At 68.0% G+C, this 18,324-nt stretch carries 19 protein-coding genes; 8 read left to right on the top strand and 11 right to left on the bottom strand.

From position 1 onward, the window contains the following. Nucleotides 1–894, top strand: coding sequence for a cation diffusion facilitator family transporter (locus tag FBY28_RS16355; RefSeq protein ID WP_141868439.1), 894 nt, complete (start codon nt 1–3; stop codon nt 892–894). Between the two features lie 10 nt (nt 895–904). Here FBY28_RS16355 and FBY28_RS16350 read toward each other — a convergent pair whose 3' ends face one another. Continuing rightward, the gene (locus tag FBY28_RS16350; protein WP_141868437.1) at nt 905–1,321 is read right to left on the bottom strand and encodes a DUF3151 domain-containing protein; all 417 of its coding nucleotides are present in this window, start codon (nt 1,319–1,321) and stop codon (nt 905–907) included. Between the two features lie 80 nt (nt 1,322–1,401). On the opposite strand from FBY28_RS16350, the gene FBY28_RS16345 reads away from it, so the two are divergent. Next, complete coding sequence (locus FBY28_RS16345) at nt 1,402–2,094, top strand: Rv0361 family membrane protein (protein WP_141868435.1); 693 nt, start codon at nt 1,402–1,404, stop codon at nt 2,092–2,094. A gap of 75 nt (nt 2,095–2,169) precedes the next feature. On the opposite strand, the gene fbaA is transcribed toward FBY28_RS16345, so the two are convergent. Next, a complete protein-coding gene (gene fbaA, locus FBY28_RS16340; RefSeq protein ID WP_019512812.1) occupies nt 2,170–3,207 on the bottom strand; it encodes a class II fructose-bisphosphate aldolase in 1,038 nt (345 codons plus the stop codon). 111 nt (nt 3,208–3,318) lie between these two features. Between fbaA and FBY28_RS16335 the strand changes: the two genes are divergently transcribed. Both FBY28_RS16335 and FBY28_RS16330 read left to right on the top strand, forming a co-directional pair. Next, the gene (locus FBY28_RS16335; protein WP_160145500.1) at nt 3,319–3,846 is read left to right on the top strand and encodes a lipoprotein LpqH; all 528 of its coding nucleotides are present in this window, start codon (nt 3,319–3,321) and stop codon (nt 3,844–3,846) included. A gap of 25 nt (nt 3,847–3,871) precedes the next feature. Continuing rightward, a complete protein-coding gene (locus FBY28_RS16330) occupies nt 3,872–4,564 on the top strand; it encodes a DedA family protein (RefSeq protein ID WP_019512814.1) in 693 nt (230 codons plus the stop codon). Here the strand turns inward: FBY28_RS16330 and FBY28_RS16325 are convergent. Next, on the bottom strand, nt 4,561–5,163 hold the full coding sequence (locus FBY28_RS16325) for a TetR/AcrR family transcriptional regulator (RefSeq protein WP_141868432.1): 603 nt from the start codon (nt 5,161–5,163) through the stop codon (nt 4,561–4,563). The genes FBY28_RS16330 and FBY28_RS16325 overlap by 4 nt on opposite strands. A gap of 50 nt (nt 5,164–5,213) precedes the next feature. Here FBY28_RS16325 and FBY28_RS16320 point away from each other — a divergent pair, with 50 nt between their 5' ends. Then, on the top strand, nt 5,214–6,638 hold the full coding sequence (locus tag FBY28_RS16320) for an MFS transporter (RefSeq protein WP_353618528.1): 1,425 nt from the start codon (nt 5,214–5,216) through the stop codon (nt 6,636–6,638). On the opposite strand, the gene nhaA is transcribed toward FBY28_RS16320, so the two are convergent. The 7 genes from nhaA to clpB all read right to left on the bottom strand — a co-directional run bounded on the left by nhaA (nt 6,635) and on the right by clpB (nt 15,434). After that, nucleotides 6,635–8,422 (bottom strand): Na+/H+ antiporter NhaA, encoded by a 1,788-nt coding sequence (gene nhaA / locus FBY28_RS16315; RefSeq protein ID WP_141868430.1) that lies wholly within the window; start codon nt 8,420–8,422, stop codon nt 6,635–6,637. The two genes, FBY28_RS16320 and nhaA, sit on opposite strands and share 4 nt — an antisense overlap. Next, the gene (locus tag FBY28_RS16310; RefSeq protein WP_141868429.1) at nt 8,419–9,528 is read right to left on the bottom strand and encodes a glycoside hydrolase family 76 protein; all 1,110 of its coding nucleotides are present in this window, start codon (nt 9,526–9,528) and stop codon (nt 8,419–8,421) included. The genes nhaA and FBY28_RS16310 overlap by 4 nt, the downstream gene beginning before the upstream one ends. Nucleotides 9,529–9,543: 15 nt before the next feature. Beyond that, entirely contained in the window at nt 9,544–10,197 is a 654-nt protein-coding gene (locus tag FBY28_RS16305) for a TrmH family RNA methyltransferase (protein ID WP_019512819.1), read from the bottom strand. After that, nucleotides 10,190–11,089, bottom strand: a complete 900-nt coding sequence (locus FBY28_RS16300) for a hypothetical protein (protein WP_216847753.1) — start codon at nt 11,087–11,089, stop codon at nt 10,190–10,192. The genes FBY28_RS16305 and FBY28_RS16300 overlap by 8 nt, the downstream gene beginning before the upstream one ends. After that, entirely contained in the window at nt 11,086–11,853 is a 768-nt protein-coding gene (locus FBY28_RS16295) for an SDR family NAD(P)-dependent oxidoreductase (protein ID WP_141868427.1), read from the bottom strand. Before FBY28_RS16295 ends, FBY28_RS16300 begins: the two co-directional genes overlap by 4 nt. Beyond that, a complete protein-coding gene (gene ttfA / locus FBY28_RS16290) occupies nt 11,854–12,687 on the bottom strand; it encodes a trehalose monomycolate transport factor TtfA (RefSeq protein WP_141868425.1) in 834 nt (277 codons plus the stop codon). Between the two features lie 200 nt (nt 12,688–12,887). Continuing rightward, nucleotides 12,888–15,434: an ATP-dependent chaperone ClpB gene (gene clpB, locus FBY28_RS16285; protein ID WP_019512823.1), complete on the bottom strand. Its 2,547-nt coding sequence runs from the start codon at nt 15,432–15,434 to the stop codon at nt 12,888–12,890. Nucleotides 15,435–15,597: 163 nt separating this feature from the next. Between clpB and FBY28_RS16280 the strand changes: the two genes are divergently transcribed. The 3 genes from FBY28_RS16280 (at nt 15,598) to FBY28_RS16270 (ending at nt 17,260) form a co-directional block, all read left to right on the top strand. Continuing rightward, nucleotides 15,598–16,236 (top strand): CYTH domain-containing protein, encoded by a 639-nt coding sequence (locus FBY28_RS16280; protein WP_141868423.1) that lies wholly within the window; start codon nt 15,598–15,600, stop codon nt 16,234–16,236. Nucleotides 16,237–16,359: 123 nt separating this feature from the next. Further along, nucleotides 16,360–16,563 carry a hypothetical protein gene (locus FBY28_RS16275; protein WP_141868421.1) on the top strand — a complete coding sequence of 68 codons (204 nt, stop codon included), beginning with the start codon at nt 16,360–16,362 and terminating at the stop codon, nt 16,561–16,563. A 25-nt stretch (nt 16,564–16,588) separates the two neighbouring features. Next, nucleotides 16,589–17,260 (top strand): GAP family protein, encoded by a 672-nt coding sequence (locus FBY28_RS16270; protein WP_141868419.1) that lies wholly within the window; start codon nt 16,589–16,591, stop codon nt 17,258–17,260. A 26-nt stretch (nt 17,261–17,286) separates the two neighbouring features. On the opposite strand, the gene FBY28_RS16265 is transcribed toward FBY28_RS16270, so the two are convergent. After that, nucleotides 17,287–18,267 carry a putative antibiotic biosynthesis monooxygenase gene (locus tag FBY28_RS16265; protein WP_141868416.1) on the bottom strand — a complete coding sequence of 327 codons (981 nt, stop codon included), beginning with the start codon at nt 18,265–18,267 and terminating at the stop codon, nt 17,287–17,289. Nucleotides 18,268–18,324 lie beyond the last annotated feature (57 nt).

The raw sequence follows: 18,324 nt of genomic DNA, 5'->3' as shown, positions 1-18,324 counted from the left end.
ATGGGTGCCGGACATGACCACAGCCATGGTGGAAGCGATACGCGGGTAGGCCGCATGATGATCGGCGCGGCCGTCCTGGCCACGTTCTTCGTCGTCGAACTCGTCACCGCGCTGAGCATCAACTCCATCGCCCTGCTGGCCGACGCCGGCCATATGCTCACCGACCTGGTCGCCATGTTCATGGGACTGACCGCGGTGCTCCTGGCCCGCCGCGGATCGACCTCGGCGGCGCGCACCTACGGCTGGCATCGCGCCGAGGTGTTCACCGCCGTGGCCAACGCAGCACTGCTGTTCGGTGTCGCCGCATTCATCCTCTACGAGGCCTTCGAGCGCCTCGGCGATGCGCCCGATGTCCCCGGCGTGCCGATGATCGTGGTCGCCCTGGCGGGACTGCTGGCCAATATCGCGGTGGTGCTGCTGCTGCGCTCGGACGCCGAGCACAGCCTCGCCGTCAAGGGCGCCTACATGGAGGTCGTCGCCGATACCGTCGGCAGCATCGGCGTGCTGATCGCGGGCATCGTCACCGTCACCACCTCCTGGCCCTACGCCGACGTCGTCGTCGCCGTCCTTGTCGCGCTGTGGGTGCTGCCGCGCGCCGTCGCACTGGCCAGGGCCGCGCTGCGAATCCTCAGCGAATCGTCACCGGCGCACATCGACGTCGAGGAACTGCGCAGCGATCTCGAGTCGGTCGACGGCGTCACCGGCGTGCACGATCTGCACGTCTGGACGCTCGTTCCGGGCAAGGACATGGCCACCGCGCACCTGACCAGCAGCGCGGACTCCTCGCGGGTACTGGTCGATGCCCGGGCGGTCCTGGCCGCCCACGGCCTGGAGCACGCCACCGTCCAGGTGGAGCCCACCGGTGATGACGATTGCAGGGCCCACGGCTGTTGAGAAGGGGCCGTCAGGCCAGGCCCAGCGCCGCGCGGGCGCCCGGGTCACAGTCGTCGAGCAGGTCCAGGCACCGGGCGTACTCCGGGGTCTCCCCGATGGTCTGGGCCGCCTTCGCCAGCGATGCCACACAGCGCAGGAAACCGCGGTTGGGCTCGTGCGCGTAGGGCACCGGGCCGAAACCCTTCCAGCCGTTGCGGCGCAGCTGATCGAGCCCGCGGTGATAACCGGTCCGTGCGTAGGCGTACGCGGTCACGGGCTGTTCGTCGGCCAGCGCCGCCTCGGCCAGCGCGGCCCAGGCCACCGACGCACTCGGGTGCGCCGCAGCCACGATGGCGGGCTCCTCGCCCGCCGCCAGTTCCTCTTCGGCCTCCGTATCACCCGGCAGCAGCACCGGATCCGGCCCCAGCAGGTCACCCATACGCGTCATGGGCCTATTGTGCCGTGCGGGGATATGCCGCCAGTGACTAGGCTTGCGGAGAGCGTTCGCGAGGGAGGACCGCAGCAGGGATGTCGAACCCAACAGAACCCGGGGACCCGAACACCGAGCCCACCGCGGACGCATCGGAGGCCGAGGATTCCTCGGAACGCCGGTTCACCGCGCCGTCGGGATTCGACGGCTCCACCCAGATCATCCAGTCGGTGCCCGAGCCGCCGACCGAGATCTTCGCCGCGGGTGCGCCGACGGAGATGATCGACACCTCCAAAGTGGCTGCCCCTCAGGTGATTCCGCCTCGCGAGGATGCACCCAAGGCGTCCACGCGCAGGCGCAGCTGGGGCTGGGTCATCGCGGTGGTGCTGGTGATCGCCGCCGTGGCCGCGGTCGCGATCCTCGGCACCGTGCTGCTCACCAGGGGCAGTGACGGCGCAGCCTCCCAGGAGGATCGGGTTCGCTCGACGATCGAGAACTTCGATGTCGCGATCCAGAAGGGCGATCTGGCCGCGCTGCGGGGGTTGACCTGCGGGGCCACCCGCGACAGTTATGTCCGTTATGACGACAAGGCCTGGACCGACACCCATCGCCGGGTCGCGGCGGCCAAGCAGTACCCCGTGGTGGCCAGCATCGACGAGGTGGTCGTGGTCGACGATCATGCCGAGGCCAACGTGACCACCTTCATGGCCAATGCCCCGCAGACCCGGTCCACCCGCAGCTTCGATCTCCAGTTCCGCGACGACCAGTGGAAGATCTGCCAGAACGGCTGAGCAGAAGAAAAATCGGCGCGTCCCCCCGGCTGGGGAACGCGCCGATTCTTGTTTTCCGGTCCTGGCTGTCGTGACCTAACCGGCGGAGACCGACCGGCCTGCGCTGTGCAGGTCGTTGCAGGCCTCGATGACGCGCTCGGTCATCCCGGCCTCGCCCTTCTTCAGGTAGCTGCGCGGGTCGTAGACCTTCTTGTTGCCGACCTCGCCGTCGATCTTGAGCACACCGTCGTAGTTGGTGAAGAAGTGCCCGGCGATGGGACGGCTGAACGCGTACTGGGTGTCGGTGTCGACGTTCATCTTCACCACGCCGTAGCGCAATGAGTCCTCGATCTCGGACTTCAGCGAGCCCGAGCCGCCGTGGAAGACGAAGTCGAACGGCTGGGCGCTGTCGGCGAGGCCGAGCTTGGCCGCGGCGACCTGCTGGCCCTGCGCCAGGATCTCCGGCTTGAGCTTCACGTTGCCCGGCTTGTACACCCCGTGCACGTTGCCGAAGGTGGCCGCCAGCAGGTACTTGCCGTTCTCGCCGGCGCCGAGGGCGTCGATGGTCTTCTCGAAATCCTCGGAAGAGGTGTAGAGCTTCTCGTTGATCTCGGCCTCGACGCCGTCCTCTTCACCGCCGACGACACCGATTTCGATCTCGAGGATGATCTTGGCCTCGGTCGACAGCTTCAGCAGTTCCTGCGCGATCTGCAGGTTCTCGTCGATCGGCACCGCAGAGCCGTCCCACATGTGCGACTGGAACAGCGGGTTCTGGCCGTTCTTGACGCGCTCGGCGGAGATGGCCAGCAGCGGCCGGACGAAGCTGTCCAGCTTGTCCTTGGGGCAGTGGTCGGTGTGCAGTGCGACGGTGATGTCGTACTTGGCGGCGACGACGTGGGCGAACTCGGCCAGCGCGGTGGCGCCGACAACCATGTCCTTGACCCCGAGGCCGGAACCGAATTCGGCACCGCCGGTCGAGAACTGGATGATGCCGTCGCTACCCGCGTCGGCGAATCCCTTGATAGCGGCATTGATGGTCTCCGAGGAGGTGCAGTTGATCGCCGGGAAGGCGAACGAGTGCTCCTTGGCACGGCCGAGCATCTCGGCGTAGACCTCGGGCGTGGCGATGGGCATGGACTTCCTCCTGGGTCGCGTGCGCTGTCCCAGGCAGTATCTCAAGAGGCCCCCGACGGCGGCAGGGCGGATGCCGGGTACACCGGTTACTCTCGGGTAGAAATGCGCGCGATGCCGGTACCGACCCTGTTCGTCATTCTGGCCACCGCGATCGCGGGCACCCTCTCCGGGTGCGGGCAGCCGGCCCGGCCCGAGACCGTCCCCACCGCGGCATCGGCCCCTCCCCCACCACCGGTTCAGATCGACTCGGTGCCTGCCGGCACCGCGCAGGTCGTCGTCAACGGCGCCCCGGGCCCCACCGGCCCGGTGCAGTGCGATGACGATGCCGGCCCGCTCACCATCAGCATCGGGGAATCATCGCTGGGGGTCACCGTCATCATCGACGAGCCCGACGACGAGCCCGACGACGAGGCCGGTCGGGATGCTCCAACAGTGCGGTCGGTGACCATCGGCGACGTCGGCGGTGTCGCCCTGGCCTACGCCTTCGGCGTCGCGGTACCCGCAACGGCCGGACGGGCTCCGACCGTGCTGCGCAACGACGCCACCTGGATCGTCACCGGGTCGGGCAGCGGTACCGATTCCGCCGATCCGGCGCGCATCGTCGATTCCAGCTACCGGATCGCCGTGGCCTGTCCCTAAGGTCGAGCCGGTATCTTCGAACCCCATGACCACCACCCTGGCGCTCATGCCGGATTTCATGGACCCGATCAACCTGCTGAGCTACTTCGGCACCTGGGCCTTGATCGGGCTGCTGGTGGTCGTCTTCGTCGAATCCGGGGTGCTGTTCCCGATCCTGCCGGGTGACTCGTTGCTGTTCGTGGCGGGCATGCTGGCCGCGGGCATCCAGACCGCCTCGGCCGAGGGCAACGTCGCCGACGTCAACTTCCAGCTGTGGCAGCTACTGGTCTTCATCCCGGTCGCGGCGATCCTCGGCGCGCAGCTCGGTTACTGGATCGGCCGCAATGTCGGCACGGCGATGTTCAAGCCGAACGCGCGATTCCTCAAGCAGAAGTACCTCGACGAGGCGCATGTGTTCTTCGAGCAGCGCGGGCCCTTCGCCATCGTGATCGCCCGGTTCGTGCCGATCGTGCGCACCCTGGCGCCCATCACCGCCGGCGCGGCCAAGATGAACTACGCGGTGTTCACGCTGTACAACGCCATCGGCGCCATCGTCTGGGGCTGCGGCCTGACGCTGCTGGGCTTCTGGCTCGGCCGCTTCGAGATCATCCAGAAGCTGCTGGAGCCGATCGTCATCGGCATCGTCATCCTCTCGGTGCTGCCCATCGCCATCGAGTGGTACAAGCGGCGCAAGGCAGTCAAGGACGCCGGCGAGGGACCGCTGGCCGAGCAGGGCTAGAGCCCGCTACGCAGGGCGTCGAAGAGCGCCGTCAATCGCGCCCGGTGATCCTCGACCACCGGATCCGGTGCGTCCGCGGCGATGACACGGCGCGCGGTCCCGGTCAGCACCGTCGTGTAGCCGGCGATGAACAGGGCGGCGAACAGCGTCGGGTCCCCGTCGAACTCCGCGTCCACCTCCAGATCGGCGGCCAGGGTCTGCTCCAGTTCCGCGGCGATCTCCCTGGCCCGCGCGATCAGCGCGGGTGAGGCGGCCACCGTCCGATAGAACGGGATCGATCCCGCTTTCACCCCGGACAGCGCGTGGCGCTCGTCGACCAATCGGAAGGACGCGTCGCGCAGCGATGTCAGCGGGTCGACGCCGGCACCCCGGTCGCGCACCGCCGCGCGCAGGATCGCGACCGCATCCTCCACGCGGTCGAAGAGCAGGTCCTCCTTGCGGGGGAAGTGCTTGAACACCGTCACGCTGGACACACCGGCCTGACGCGCCACATCGGCGACGGTGACGGTGTCGAACCCGCGCTCCAGGAACAGCATCGTGGCGACGTCGGAGATCTTGCGGCGGGTCAACGGCCCCCCGCGCTCCGCAGTTCTCGGCATGACCATCCCATCTGTTGACTCACTAAGTTTAGTGACTTAACTTAGTGCGTATGTCCGTTGCCCCCCGCATTCTCCCTCCCCGGTCACTGACCCAGGCATGGATGGCCCTGACGGGGCTCAGCGCGGTGTTCCTCTTCGAGATGCTCGACAACTCGGTGCTCACCATCGCCCTACCCACCATCGGCCGCGATCTGCACGCCTCGACAACCGCCCTGCAGTGGGTCGTCGGCGCCTACGCCGTCGTTTTCGGCGGGCTGATGCTGGTCTTCGGCGCGCTCGCCGACCGGTTCGGTCGACGGCGGCTGATGCTCATCGGCCTCACCCTGCTCGCCGCGGCCAGCCTGGCCACCGCCTTCGTCACCACCGCCGAACAACTCATCGCGGTCCGAGTGCTCACCGGCGTCGCCGCGGCGATGACCACGCCCGGTTCGATGGCGCTGGCGTTCCGACTCTTCGACGAGGACACCCTGCGACTGCGCGCCATCACCCTCATCTCCACCGTCGGCCTGGTCGGTCTGGCCATCGGACCGACCGTCGGCGGACTGGTCATCCATGTCGCTCCGTGGCAGCTGCTCCTGCTGGTGAACGTCCCGATCGCCGTGCTGGCGATCATCGGGGTGGGTCGCGGCGTGGCGGCCGACCGCGCGGCCGATCTGCACCGCGACCCGCTGGACCTCCCCGGTGCGGCGTTGGGGACCACGACGATCGTGCTGGCGCTGCTGACGCCCACGCTCTTCGTCGACGGCGGTCTCGGATCATGGCTGCCGTGGGCGACCACCGCGGCGGCCGTCACCGGCCTCGCCTTGTTCGTCATGCGCGAGCGGCACACACGCTTCCCGCTGATATCTCTGGAAATCATTGCACGCCCGTTGGTTTCGAGCGGGTTGGCCTTCAAGGCAGCCGCCGGGCTGGCGGTTGCGGGCCTCGGTTATCTGGTGACGCTGCAGTTGCAGCTCGACTGGGGATGGGCACCGGCGCTGGCCGCGCTCGCCATGCTGCCGCAGGTCCTCGTGTTGATCGCGGGCAGCGCCTTCGTCGATCCGTTCGTCCGCCGCGTCGGACCCGAACGTGCCGCCTGGCTCAGCGCCTGCACCGTGGTGGTCGGCCTGGCCGTGTTCGGATTGCTCGGCCGGTCCGGCTATCCGTGGGTTGCCCTGTCGCTGGCCCTGGTGGCCGCGGGCATGCGGGTGGTCGGGGTGGTCGCCGCGCTCAACGTGCTGCGCGGGCTGCCGGAGGACCGGACCTCCCTCGGCACCGCGCTGACCGATACCGCCGCACAGGTGACCTCGGCGATCGGGATCGTCGTCACCGGCACCATCCTGGCGGCGCTGTTCACCGGCTCGCTGGCCACCGGGAACTGGACCACGGTGCAGACCGGCCAGTTCCGGCAGGCCGTCACGGTGGCCGGGCTGGTGCTCACCGCCCTGGCAGCGGCGCTGGTGGCCTTCGGTTCGGCGCGCGGGCGCAGCCGTTAACCCTCCAGCGCGCGGATCAGGCTGGCGGCGTCGTACGGCCCGGTGTGCCGAACGCCATTGACGAAGAACGTCGGCGTCCCGCCCAGATCCATCAGTTCGGCATCCTCGATGTCATCGGTCACCCGGTGCATCACCCTGGCCGACTGCACATCCTCGTCGAACTTCGCGATATCGCAGCCGACCCCGTCGGCGTAGCGGTAGATGTGCTGCCATTCCAGGTGGTCCTGCATCTCGAACATGCGGGCACCCATCTCGAAGAACCGCCCCTGCAACGCCGCGGCCTCACTGGCTCGGGCGGCATCCACCGAATGCGGGTGCACCCGTTCCAGCGGCAGATGCCGCCACACATAGCGCAACCGGTCCCCGAAATGAGCCCGCACCTCGTCGATCGAGCCGGTCGCCCGGCTGCAGAACGGGCATTCGAAGTCGGCGTACTCGACCAGGGTGAGCGACGCGTGCGGGTTTCCGGCGATGTGGTCGCGCTCGATGTCGACGGGGCGCAGCAAGGTGGCGCCGACGGCAACCGGAGGGCTGAGCCGGTCGGTGATGGCGAACAGCAACCAGCCGAGGGCGAACGCCACCACCGAGGCCACCAGCACACCGACGCGGGCCAGATCCTGGCTGACCGGATCGCTGATCGCGATGTCGACGATGAACAGGGAGATGGTGAAGCCGATCCCGGACAGCGCCGCGCCGCCGGCCACCCGGCGCAGGGTCAGCCCCGGCGCCAGTTGACCGAGACCGCTGGCCCGCACGATGGCCGTCGCCGCGGTGATACCGACGAACTTGCCGACCACAAGGCCGGCGATGATGCCCCATGTCAGCGGTGAGCGGACGGCCAGTTCGATGGTCTGCATGTTGAACTGCACGCCGGCGTTGGCCAGCGCGAACACCGGCAGGATCAGGTAGGACACGTACGGCGTGAACGCGGTCTGCAGTCGCTCGTTGATGGAGATCGAATCACGCAGCCGTCGTGCCGCCTCCCGTGCGTACTCGGAGTTCGGGGACTGCCGGAAGACGCCGATCATCTCGACGGCCTCCTCCACCCGGTCGCGTTCGGGGGTGAAGACCGGGATCAACAGGGCCACCGCGACACCGGCCAGCGTCGGGTGCACGCCGCCCTGCAACAGGGCTAGCCACAATCCCAGACCCAGCACGAAATAGGCCGGGCCGCGTGCGGCAGGCAGCAACCGCACCATGGCCAGCAGCGCGATCAGCACCACCGACAGCAGCAACGGCCAGATCCGGATCTGATCGGAGTAGAACAACGCGATCGCCAGCAGCGCACCGACATCGTCGACGACGGCCAGGGTCAGCAGGAACGTCCGCAGCCGGGACGGATGCTTGGGCCCGATGATGGCCAGCGCGCCGACCAGGAAGGCGGTGTCGGTCGAGATGACAACACCCCAGGCCCGCGCCTCGTCGCCGCTGGGATTGAACAACAGGAACACCAGCGCCGGCACGATCAGGCCGGCCAGCGCGGCCAGCACCGGTACCGCCGCCCGGGACCGGTCGGTCAGTTCACCGATGACGAACTGACTCTTGACCTCGAGGCCGACCAGGAAGAAGAAGAACGTCATCAACGCGTCGTTGACGAGGTGTTTGACGCTCATCTCGGCGTGCATGCTGCCGAAGGTCAACCCGACGTGGGTGTCCCAGAAATCCGTATAGCTGTGCGCCCAAGGCGAATTCGACCACAGGATGGCCAACAGGGTGAACAACAACAGCAGACCGGCAGCAGTGTTCTCGCCGCTGCGCGCGGCGGTCGGGTTGCGCCGGATCACGCGATACCGGCATCCAGGGTGTGGGCGACCTCCATCAGCATCCAGCCCGACAACTGCACCGAAAGATCGCGTTCGGGCGTCTCGGAGGCGTTGACCGCACCGTCCACCGACTGTGCGGTCTTGGTCGCCGCCTGCGGCACCTCGGCGTTACGATCCCAGAACGGGCCGAACAGCGGCATCCCGTCGACGGTCTGGCGGTAGTCCCACGCCGACTGCGCGGAGGTCAGGACGATCGTGCGCGCGGTGGCGCGGGCCTGCTCGTCGGCGGGAGTGCTGCCGGGCAGGTCCGTGGCCACCAAGGCCAGATAGCGGGCGGTGATGGCGTTGAACAATCCCCCGTCACCACCGCCGGCACCGCGGATGACGCCGTCGCTCGTCATGTGCTGTTCGACGGCGGCGACCAACCGGTGCACCCGTTCGGCGTGCTCGGGGTCGCCGGTGCGGTTGGCCAATTCGACCTCGAGGCCGAGCACGACGCCCTGGCAGTAGGTGTACTGGGCGCGCACCAGTGACCCGGCCTTGATGCCGTCGAAGACCAGCTTGGTCTCGGGATCGATCAGGGTGTCCTCGATCCAATCGGCCATCTGCTGCGCGCGACGCAGCCGCTCCTCGGACCGGGCCAGGAAGATGCCGGCCGGACCGTTGGCCGGGGCGTTGAAGAACTGATCCTGTTTGCGCCAGGGAATTCCGCCGCCGTCCTCGGGAACCCAGGCGTTGAGGAACTGCTCGGTGAAGGTGCGCAGCGCCTTGGGGCGGCCGACACCCAGCAGTCTCCCGGAGCGTTCCAGGGCCAGGGCGAGCCAGGCCATATCGTCGTAATAGCTGTTGGTCCAGCGCAGGTTGTTACGAAGGTGGTGACCGCGGATCTGACGCTTGATCCTGGTCAGGCGCTGCGGCTGGGGATCACGCAGCTGGGCGTCGACCAGGCAGTCGAGCAGATGCGCCTGCCACCAGTAGTGCCAGGTGCCGAAGAGCGACTGTTTGCGCGCCGCCGGCCACGCGGTGACCCCGAGTTGGGTTCCGGGCAACCCCCACAGCCGCCGCAGGTGCCGCGCGGTGATGGCGGCCTCTGAACTGGCGGCGCGATTTGCCCATACCTCGACCATGGGCACGATTTTGCCCTACCAGGCCGCGGTTATGTCGGCATGTGTGCGGACCCAGGCGTGCATCGCGATACCGGCCGCCACGCCGGCATTGATGCTGCGGGTCGAGCCGAACTGCGCGATGGACACCGTGAACGCCGCGCCGGCGGACGCCTCCGGGGTGATCCCCGGGCCTTCCTGACCGAACACCAGCAGGCAGTCGCGTGGCAGGACCGCAGTCTCCAGCGGGCGCGAGCCGGGCACGTTGTCGACGGCGACGACGGTCAGCCCGGCTTCGGCGGCGAAGGCCAACAGGGCGGGGGTGTCCTCGTGGTGGCGCAGCCGCTGATAGCGGTCGGTGACCATGGCGCCGCGACGGTTCCAACGGCGCCGCCCGACGATGTGCACGGTGTCCACGGCGAACGCATTGGCGGTGCGCACCACGGTGCCGATATTGGCGTCGCTGCCGAAGTTCTCGATCGCGATGTGCAACGGGTGCCTGCGCCGGTCGATATCGGCGATGATCGCCTCACGGGTCCAGTACCGGTATGCGTCGACGACATTGCGGGTGTCACCGGCGCGTAGCAGCTCAGGGTCGTATCGGGCGGCGTCCGCTCCGGTGGGCAGGGGCCCTTGCCACGGTCCGACGCCCGGACTCTCGCCCCACTCAGTGGGTCCTGGCGACTCAGTCATCGGGGGTGGTCCACAACGCGGCGTGGGTACCGACCACCGAGACGGTCGGGTACAGCAGCGCGGCGTTGATCTCGCCCTGGGTGCACAGTGAGGCCCGGATCGCGACGGCATCGCGGGTCTCGTCGGGCAACACCAGCAGCGAGGACCCGTACGCCGAGCAGGCATACGAGAGGCCCTTGCCCGGCAGTGTCGGACCGGTGAGCACCATCAGCGGCCCGCCGCGGTTCTGCGAATCCTCCCGATACCGCTGCGCCAGACCGTCGATCGACAGACCGAGCAACATGTAGCCGTTACCGGTGAACGCGTCGGGATCACCGATCGCCTCGGGCCGCAGCTGCGACCCGTCGGCGGCGAATCCGTCGACGCTGGTGGAGGTGATGACCAAGCCGGTGTCGTTGTCCGGTGTGGGTGCCAGGCCCAGCGGGAAGGCGGCCGGGTAGGCGACGGTGGTCTTCGGCATCCGGTCCTTGGGCGAATAGACGTAGATGCCGCGGACCTGACTCTGATCGCGCAGCGGCCCGAGACAGACGGTGCCGCTGAGCCTGGCGGGATCGGCGGCGGTGACCGGTTGCAGGTTCAGGTCGGTGACCGAGTCGCAGCTGCCGACGGCGGTGGCCTCCAGCGGATGCGACAGCGCGCCGTAGAGACCGAAGCGCAGACTGTCCGCGGCCACATGGTCGGCGTTCTCGTCGGCGACGGCTGCGTCGACGTCCACGAGCACCTGGTTGCCCTCGAAGCGCAGATTGGCCACCGAGATGTTCCAGCCGAGCAGCGACTGGGCCTCGCCGAGGATGGCCTGCTGGGCACCGAAGGGCCCCTGGTGGTCATCACCGGCTGCACATCCGGCCACCAGCATGACGGCCGCCAGCAGCGCGATGGCGGTGCGGATCACGTGCGATCACGGCCCTTGCCGACTCGTTTCGTCAAGGCGCGCAACAGGGTTCGCGGGAGCAGTCGGCTGCCGGTGGTCAGCGCCTTGTACTGCAGGCCCGGCACGATGACGACCTCGTGGTCGGCAACGCCGGCGAGGGTGTCCTCGACGACATCGTCGACCTCCAGCCAGAACCAGGACGGGGTTCCGGCCATGTCGATACCGGCCCGCTCGTGGAATTCGGTGCGCACGAATCCGGGGCACAGGGCGTGGACGCCGACCCCGGTGCCGCCGAGGCCGTTGGCCAACCCCTCGGAGAAGGCGATCACCCATGCCTTGGAGGCCGAGTAGGTCGATCCACGACCCGGCATCAGGCCGGCGACGCTGGCGACGTTGATGACGGTGCCGGTGCCGGCGGCCAGCATGGCGGGCAGCGCGGCGTGGGTGAGCGCCATGACAGCGGTGACGTTGACGTCGAGCTGGGACTGGAGCTGCGCGTAGTCCGCGGTCCAGAACTCACCGGAGGTGCCGAACCCGGCGTTGTTGATCAGCACCTGCACGCCGTCGCGCAGCCGTGCGCAGACGGCATCGCGGCCGGCCCGGTCGGCGAGGTCGGCGCGGAGCACCTCGACGGAGACACCGTGCCGATCACCCAGTTCGGTGGCCAGCGCCCTCAGTCTGTCGGCATTGCGGGCGACCAGGATCAGGTCATGGCCGTCCGCGGCATAGCGGCGGGCGAATCCGGCACCGATGCCCGAGGTCGGGCCGGTGATGAGAACCTGCATCTACCGCTGGAAGTGCGGCGCCTGGCGGGGCTGGTGCACCGGCGGGCGTTGCTGGGTGTAGCGGCTCACATCGCTGCGGCTCGGCGGCTGATCGCCGCGACCGGCTGGCAATTCGGCCGGGCTCTGCAGCGCAGCGGGCCGGGCCGCCAGCGGCCGGCTCGGGGAGCCGCTCCGGCGGGCCAGCGCGGGCTGTCCGGCGCGGGCGCCGTTGGTGCCGGACTGCTGCACGGGCGGGAGCACCCGCAGCAGGTCGTTGAACTGGCGCACCGTGCGCAGGCCCTCGTCCCACTGGGCGCGGGTGCTGGTGACCGGCATGGCCACCAACGTCCAGTTCTGCTCGTTCCACATGATCTCGGCGCAGTCCGGTGCGGTGTGCGCGAAGGTCACCATCCGGCGGTCGCAGGCCCGCCGGGCCGCATCCAGGTTGGTCGAGTACACCATCCGCGGGCCGATCGCGCCGAGCAGCCAGATATCGCTCTCGCGGGGCTCCTTGATGTCCTTGAGCCGCAGGTCGACCACCACATTGGTGCCCACCTTGCGGTGCAGGGCGATCACGGTGGCCACATCGTCGATATCGAAGATGAAGACCGCCTCGCCGCGGATCTGGCCGAGCACCACATTGCGGGCGTGGGCGCTGTCACCGACGGTGGACATCACGCCGCGCTTCCAGCGGTCGAGGATGTCGGCGGATTCGTGTTCGTAGTCGAACCCGTGCGACTTCGCCCACGACTTACGGCGTCGGCCTAGACCTCGCCGACGGCCGAAATCCACGTACAACAGGACTGCCGCACTCACGAAGCAGAGTGCGGACAGCGTGAACCAGAGAGGAACCATCGCCTTCAGCGTACTTGCTGGACCCGGATTCGCCAGAACTCGAAGTGGTCACAATCTGTCTCCACCCTGTCTCCGCACTGTCTCCACAGCGCCGAGCGGCCACTTATCGCACGGAATCTTTGCGAAACCGTGCGATAAGTGGCCAGTCGGCCGGCCGATCGGTCCCGGGCGAGCGCAGCAACGGAGTGGTTCGTCGGGCGTCAGCCCAGGACCAGACCGTCACCTGCCGCGTTGACGTTGACGGGGACGACGTCGCCGTCGTGCACGTCGCCGGCCAGCAACATCCTGGCCAGCTGGTCGCCGATGGCCTGCTGCACCAGCCTGCGCAGCGGGCGGGCGCCGTAGAGCGCATCGAAACCGCGCTCGGCCAGCCATTGCTTGGCAGGCAGTGAGACCTCCAGCACCAGACGCCGCTGAGCCAGCCGCTTCTGCAACTGGGCCAGCTGGATGTCGACGATGGAGACCAGCTCCGCCGGGTTCAGCGCATCGAAGATGAGCACATCGTCGAGCCTGTTGATGAACTCGGGCTTGAAGGCCGAGCGCACCGCCGCCATCACCTGCTCCTCGCTGCCACCAGCGCCCAGGTTGGACGTCAGGATGAGGATGGTGTTGCGGAAGTCGACCGTGCGGCCCTGACCATCGGTCAGCCGACCCTCGTCGAGCACCTGCAGCAGCACGTCGAACACGTCCGGGTGAGCCTTCTCGATCTCGTCGAACAGCACCACCGTGTACGGACGCCTGCGCACCGCCTCGGTGAGCTGGCCGCCCTGGTCGTAGCCGATGTAGCCCGGAGGCGCACCGACCAGTCGCGCGACGGAGTGCTTTTCGCCGTACTCGCTCATGTCGATGCGGACCATGGCGCGCTCATCGTCGAAGAGGAACTCCGCCAGCGCCTTGGCCAGCTCGGTCTTACCGACACCGGTCGGGCCGAGGAACATGAACGAGCCGGTCGGCCGGTTCGGGTCGGCCACTCCGGCACGACTGCGGCGCACCGCATCGCTGACGGCCTGGACCGCCGAACGTTGCCCGATGACGCGCTTGCCCAGCTCCTCCTCCATGCGCAGCAGCTTGGCGGTCTCGCCTTCGAGCATGCGCCCGGCGGGGATACCGGTCCAGGCCTCCACCACCTCGGCGATATCGTCGGGCCCGACCTCCTCCTTGAGCATCACGTTCTCGCGGGCCTCGGCGACCGGCAGTGCGGCGTCGAGCTTCTTCTCCACCTCGGGGATACGGCCGTAGCGCAGCTCGGAGGCCTTGGCCAGATCACCGTCACGCTCGGCCCGGTCGGCCTCGCCACGCAGCGATTCGAGCTGCTCCTTGAGTTCGCGCACGACGTCGATGGCGCCCTTCTCGTTCTGCCACCTCGTGGTCAGTTCGGAAAGCTGTTCCTTCTTGTCGGCGAGCTCGGCCCGCAACTTCTCCAGCCGGTCCTTGGATGCGTCGTCCTCCTCCTTGGCCAGCGCCATCTCTTCGATCTCCAGGCGCCGGACCAATCGCTCGACCTCGTCGATCTCGACGGGCCGGGAATCGATCTCCATCCGCAACCGGGACCCGGCCTCGTCGACCAGGTCGATGGCCTTGTCCGGCAGGAAGCGGCTGGTGATGTACCGGTCGGAGAGGGTGGCGGCGGCGACCAGCGCCGAGTCGGTGATGCGCACACCGTGGTGCACCTCGTAGCGATCCTTGAGGCCGCGCAGGATGCCGACGGTGTCCTCCACCGAGGGTTCCCCGACCAGCACCTGCTGGAAACGGCGCTCCAGGGCGGCGTCCTTCTCGATGTACTTGCGGTACTCGTCGAGCGTGGTCGCGCCGACCAGACGCAGTTCACCGCGCGCCAGCATCGGCTTGATCATGTTGCCCGCGTCCATCGCGGATTCGCCGGTGGCACCGGCGCCGACGATGGTGTGCAACTCGTCGATGAAGGTGATGACCTGTCCGGCGGAGTTCTTGATGTCATCCAGGACGGCCTTGAGCCGCTCCTCGAACTCACCGCGATACTTGGCGCCGGCCACCATGGACCCCATGTCCAGTGAGACGACGGTCTTGTCCCGCAAGGACTCCGGCACATCGCCTGCGATGATGCGCTGGGCCAGGCCCTCGACGATGGCGGTCTTGCCGACACCGGGCTCACCGATGAGTACCGGGTTGTTCTTGGTCCGGCGGCTCAGCACCTGCACGACACGACGAATCTCGTTGTCGCGCCCGATGACCGGGTCGAGTTTGCCTTCGCGCGCCCGCGCGGTCAGGTCGGTGGAGTACTTCTCCAGCGCCTGATAGGTGCCCTCGGGATCCGGGTTGGTGACCCGGGCGCTGCCGCGCACCTTCACGAAGGCGTCACGCAATGCCTGCGGGGACGCGCCCGCACCGGTGAGCAGCTTGGCGGTATCGGAGTCGCCGCTGGCAAGCCCGTACAGCAGGTGCTCGGTGGAGACGTACTCGTCATCCATCTCGGTGGCCAGGTGCTGGGCGGTGGTGATCGCCGCGATCGCATCCGGGCTCAGCTGGGGTTGCGAGGTGGAGCCCGAGACGCTGGGAAGCCGCCCGAGCATGCGCTCGGCCTCGGCCCGGATGGTCGCGGGCTCTACTCCGACCGCCTCCAGCAGTGGTGCAGCGATGCCGTCGTTCTGGGTGAGCAACGCCATCAACAGATGGGCGGGAGTGATCTGCGGGTTGCCTGCGGTGGTCGCCGCCTGCAAGGCCGAGGTCAGTGCCGCCTGGGTCTTCGTGGTCGGATTGAACGAGTCCACGACACCTACCTTTCTAGGTTGTGCAGCTTGGTAAAAATGCTTGTCGTGTAGTGCAACGCAGTCAAGGTTGAGTCTGTTCCGCTCAAGTCTATCTTTTTTTGACGTCGGTGACACACAGTCTCCGCGCCCGGCCGGAGTGGCCGCTAGGGACTAACGTCGGTTCATGTCCGAATCCCAGGAATTCGGGGACTTCGAGTTCGAGCGCAAGTTCTATGTCGAAGAGCTGCCCGCCGTCGCCGCCCTCGATCCCCGACCCGCCCTGATCGTGCAGGCCTACCTGTTCGCCGCCGACGGGTACGCGGTGCGCATCCGTCTGCAGGGTTCCGCACCGGAAAACCTCGACGCCACCCCGGCCGAGCTGATCGACGCGCTCGGCGACGACGCCATCGGCACCATGACCGCCAAGGGCCCCGCCGCCGGTGGCACCCGATACGAGGCCGAACGCAATCTGGACCCGATGGTCGCCGGGCAGATCGTCGCGCGCGCCGAGCATGTCATCGCCAAGGTCCGCTACTCGGCCTGGCTCGGCGAGGACGGCTGGGTGATCGACCGGTTCCTCGGCCTCAACGCCCCGCTGCTGCTGGCCGAGGTCGAGCGGAACGCACCGGTGGTCGACCTGACCATTCCGGCCTTCTGTGCCACCGAGGTCTCCGAGGACGACCGGTTCCGCAACGAATACCTGGCTCACCGGCCCTTCGGGGCGTGGGTCACCGGCTATCGCGACGAGCTCGCCCGCGTCGGCCCCCGCTTCGTCGACACCCTCGGGCACAACGATGTCGAAGGGTCCTCGCAACGACCATGACACGGCCGGTGGTCCTCATCTGCGTGGCCCTGAGCCTGGTCGCCGCAGGACCAGGTCGCCGAACTCGTCGAGAAGTTCGAATCAGCCTGGAACACCAGGGATCACGATGGTCTGCGGCAGTTGATGTGCTCGGATCTGCTGGCCCAGGACGTGTTCACCGACCAGCACCTCGAGGACGCGCGTTCCGAGGGCACACTGGATCTGACGATCCTGGAGCTGGAGATCGACGGTTCGACTGCGCGAGCGGTGATCGAAAATCACGGTGTGAATGCCGACGAGATCGCCTTCGCCAGGGAGGGCGGCCGGTGGAAGTGGTGCGAATACTGACCGGCACCTTGCTACCTTCTGCTGCATGACCACAGGTTGGGGATCGCTACTTGCCGAGCTCGCCCCGCTGGCAATGGTGATCGCGCTGTCCCCGTTGTCCATCATCCCGGCGGTGCTCGCCCTGGACAGCGCCCGGCCGCGCCCCACCGGGCTGGCGTACCTGGCCGGCTGGCTGGTCGGCCTCGGGGTGCTCACCTCGGTTTTCGTGGCTGCCTCGGGCCTGGTCGGATCGTTCGACGAACCCCCGGGCTGGGCGTCCTGGTTGCGGCTGGTGGTGGGCGCCGCGCTGATCGTGTTCGGCGGTTACCGGTTCGCCACCCGGCACAAGTCAGAGCACTCGCCGGCCTGGATGCGCAAGCTCAGCGGCCTGACCCCGGCCCGCGCGGCAGCGACCGCGGCGGTATTGGCGGTGGTGAACCCGAAGGTGCTGTTCATCTGCATCGCCGCCGGGCTGGCCATCGGCAGCGCCGGCGTCGGTATCGAGCACGCCTGGCTTGCGGTTCCCTACTTCGTGGTGGTCGCCGCGAGCACCGTCATCGTGCCGATCGTGGCCTACACGATCAGCGGTGAGCGACTGGCCGGACCACTGCGTCGGCTGCGGATGTGGATGGAGCACCAGCACGCCACGCTGGTCGCCGCCATTCTGGTCGTGATCGGCATCATGGTGCTGTACAAGGGTATTCACGGGTTGGGATAGCCGGTTGGCGTAATCGATTGGCTTGGTCAGTTGGTGTAGTCCCAGTACTGCAGCCACCGGACCGTCCCGAACAGCCACAGCGTCACCACGTAGGCCAGCGCGATCGCCGTGGCGCCGGCCACGTTGCTGCGCCAGCCCGAGCCCTCGACCGGATCGAGCCAGCGCCGGAACGGTTTTGACGCCCAGGGCATCAGCCACCACTGCATCAGGACGACGCTGGCCACCTGACTCAGCCACAACGCCAGCCACGGGTCCGCCCCCGAGCGATCCAGCTGCGGCCCGAGGAATCTCGACAACAGCATCACCGTCGGGTAGAGAACCAGCATCACCAGCATGGCCGACTTCCAGTTCGGCGTCATCAGCACCCGGCCGCCCTCGGTGCGCACCGTGGTGCCGAACGCGGTGGTACCCGACACCGATGAGAACTCACCCCGCAGGCTCGACCGCAGGACGGGCAGGGCATTCTCCCGTTGGCGCGATGACGTCCACGCGGCCAGCTGTCGGTCGGTCCGGAATCGCAGCACGGACAGCGCTTCCTCCGCACCCTGCACGAACTCACCCTGCACGAACCCTCCCTGCACGAACAATGAGGTGCCCTCGTAACCGCTGAATCCGCTCGCCGCCGCGGTGAGAAGGGTTTGCGATTCCAGGAATTCGCCGACCCGGCCCGCCCTGAGCTGATGACGGAATGCACTGACTCCGGGTGGCGGTGCACCCGTCCCGTCAAGCAGCAGTGCCGGCGCGGCGGACCGCCAGCCGAGCGCGGCACCGGCACGCATCACCTCTGCACACTGCGCACTGTCCAACCAGTCGTCGACCGCGGCGCAGGTGCTGAAGCTCATCGCGACCGCCGGCTCGAAGGGCTCCTCGGCCACCGACACCCACGCCGCGATATGACCGGGCGCGTCCGACGCGGATGCCAGCACCGTGTCGGCCCACCGCTCGAACGGGCCGTCACCGCCGGGGTGGAACACCAGAATCGCCGTCGTCTCCTCGATGGTGCACACGGTATCGCGGCAACCTGCCGTACGTCGGTATTGGTGGCGACTCACCTAAACTCGGCG

It is taken from the genome of Arthrobacter sp. SLBN-53, from assembly GCF_006715585.1.
GTDB lineage: Bacteria > Actinomycetota > Actinomycetes > Mycobacteriales > Mycobacteriaceae > Mycobacterium > Mycobacterium neoaurum_A.
The sequence above is the reverse complement of the archived record's forward strand: the minus strand, read 5'-3'. Positions and strand labels throughout refer to the sequence as shown.

Bases quoted from the DNA above. Each gene is read 5' to 3' on its own strand.
- FBY28_RS16355 (WP_141868439.1), top strand. From the start codon at position 1: ATGGGTGCCGGACATGACCACAGCCATGGTGGAAGCGATACGCGGGTA.
- FBY28_RS16350 (WP_141868437.1), bottom strand. From the start codon at position 1,321: ATGACGCGTATGGGTGACCTGCTGGGGCCGGATCCGGTGCTGCTGCCG.
- FBY28_RS16345 (WP_141868435.1), top strand. From the start codon at position 1,402: ATGTCGAACCCAACAGAACCCGGGGACCCGAACACCGAGCCCACCGCG.
- fbaA (WP_019512812.1), bottom strand. From the start codon at position 3,207: ATGCCCATCGCCACGCCCGAGGTCTACGCCGAGATGCTCGGCCGTGCC.
- FBY28_RS16335 (WP_160145500.1), top strand. From the start codon at position 3,319: ATGCCGGTACCGACCCTGTTCGTCATTCTGGCCACCGCGATCGCGGGC.
- FBY28_RS16330 (WP_019512814.1), top strand. From the start codon at position 3,872: ATGACCACCACCCTGGCGCTCATGCCGGATTTCATGGACCCGATCAAC.
- FBY28_RS16325 (WP_141868432.1), bottom strand. From the start codon at position 5,163: ATGCCGAGAACTGCGGAGCGCGGGGGGCCGTTGACCCGCCGCAAGATC.
- FBY28_RS16320 (WP_353618528.1), top strand. From the start codon at position 5,214: ATGTCCGTTGCCCCCCGCATTCTCCCTCCCCGGTCACTGACCCAGGCA.
- FBY28_RS16310 (WP_141868429.1), bottom strand. From the start codon at position 9,528: ATGGTCGAGGTATGGGCAAATCGCGCCGCCAGTTCAGAGGCCGCCATC.
- FBY28_RS16305 (WP_019512819.1), bottom strand. From the start codon at position 10,197: ATGACTGAGTCGCCAGGACCCACTGAGTGGGGCGAGAGTCCGGGCGTC.
- FBY28_RS16295 (WP_141868427.1), bottom strand. From the start codon at position 11,853: ATGCAGGTTCTCATCACCGGCCCGACCTCGGGCATCGGTGCCGGATTC.
- ttfA (WP_141868425.1), bottom strand. From the start codon at position 12,687: ATGGTTCCTCTCTGGTTCACGCTGTCCGCACTCTGCTTCGTGAGTGCG.
- FBY28_RS16280 (WP_141868423.1), top strand. From the start codon at position 15,598: ATGTCCGAATCCCAGGAATTCGGGGACTTCGAGTTCGAGCGCAAGTTC.
- FBY28_RS16275 (WP_141868421.1), top strand. From the start codon at position 16,360: ATGTGCTCGGATCTGCTGGCCCAGGACGTGTTCACCGACCAGCACCTC.
- FBY28_RS16270 (WP_141868419.1), top strand. From the start codon at position 16,589: ATGACCACAGGTTGGGGATCGCTACTTGCCGAGCTCGCCCCGCTGGCA.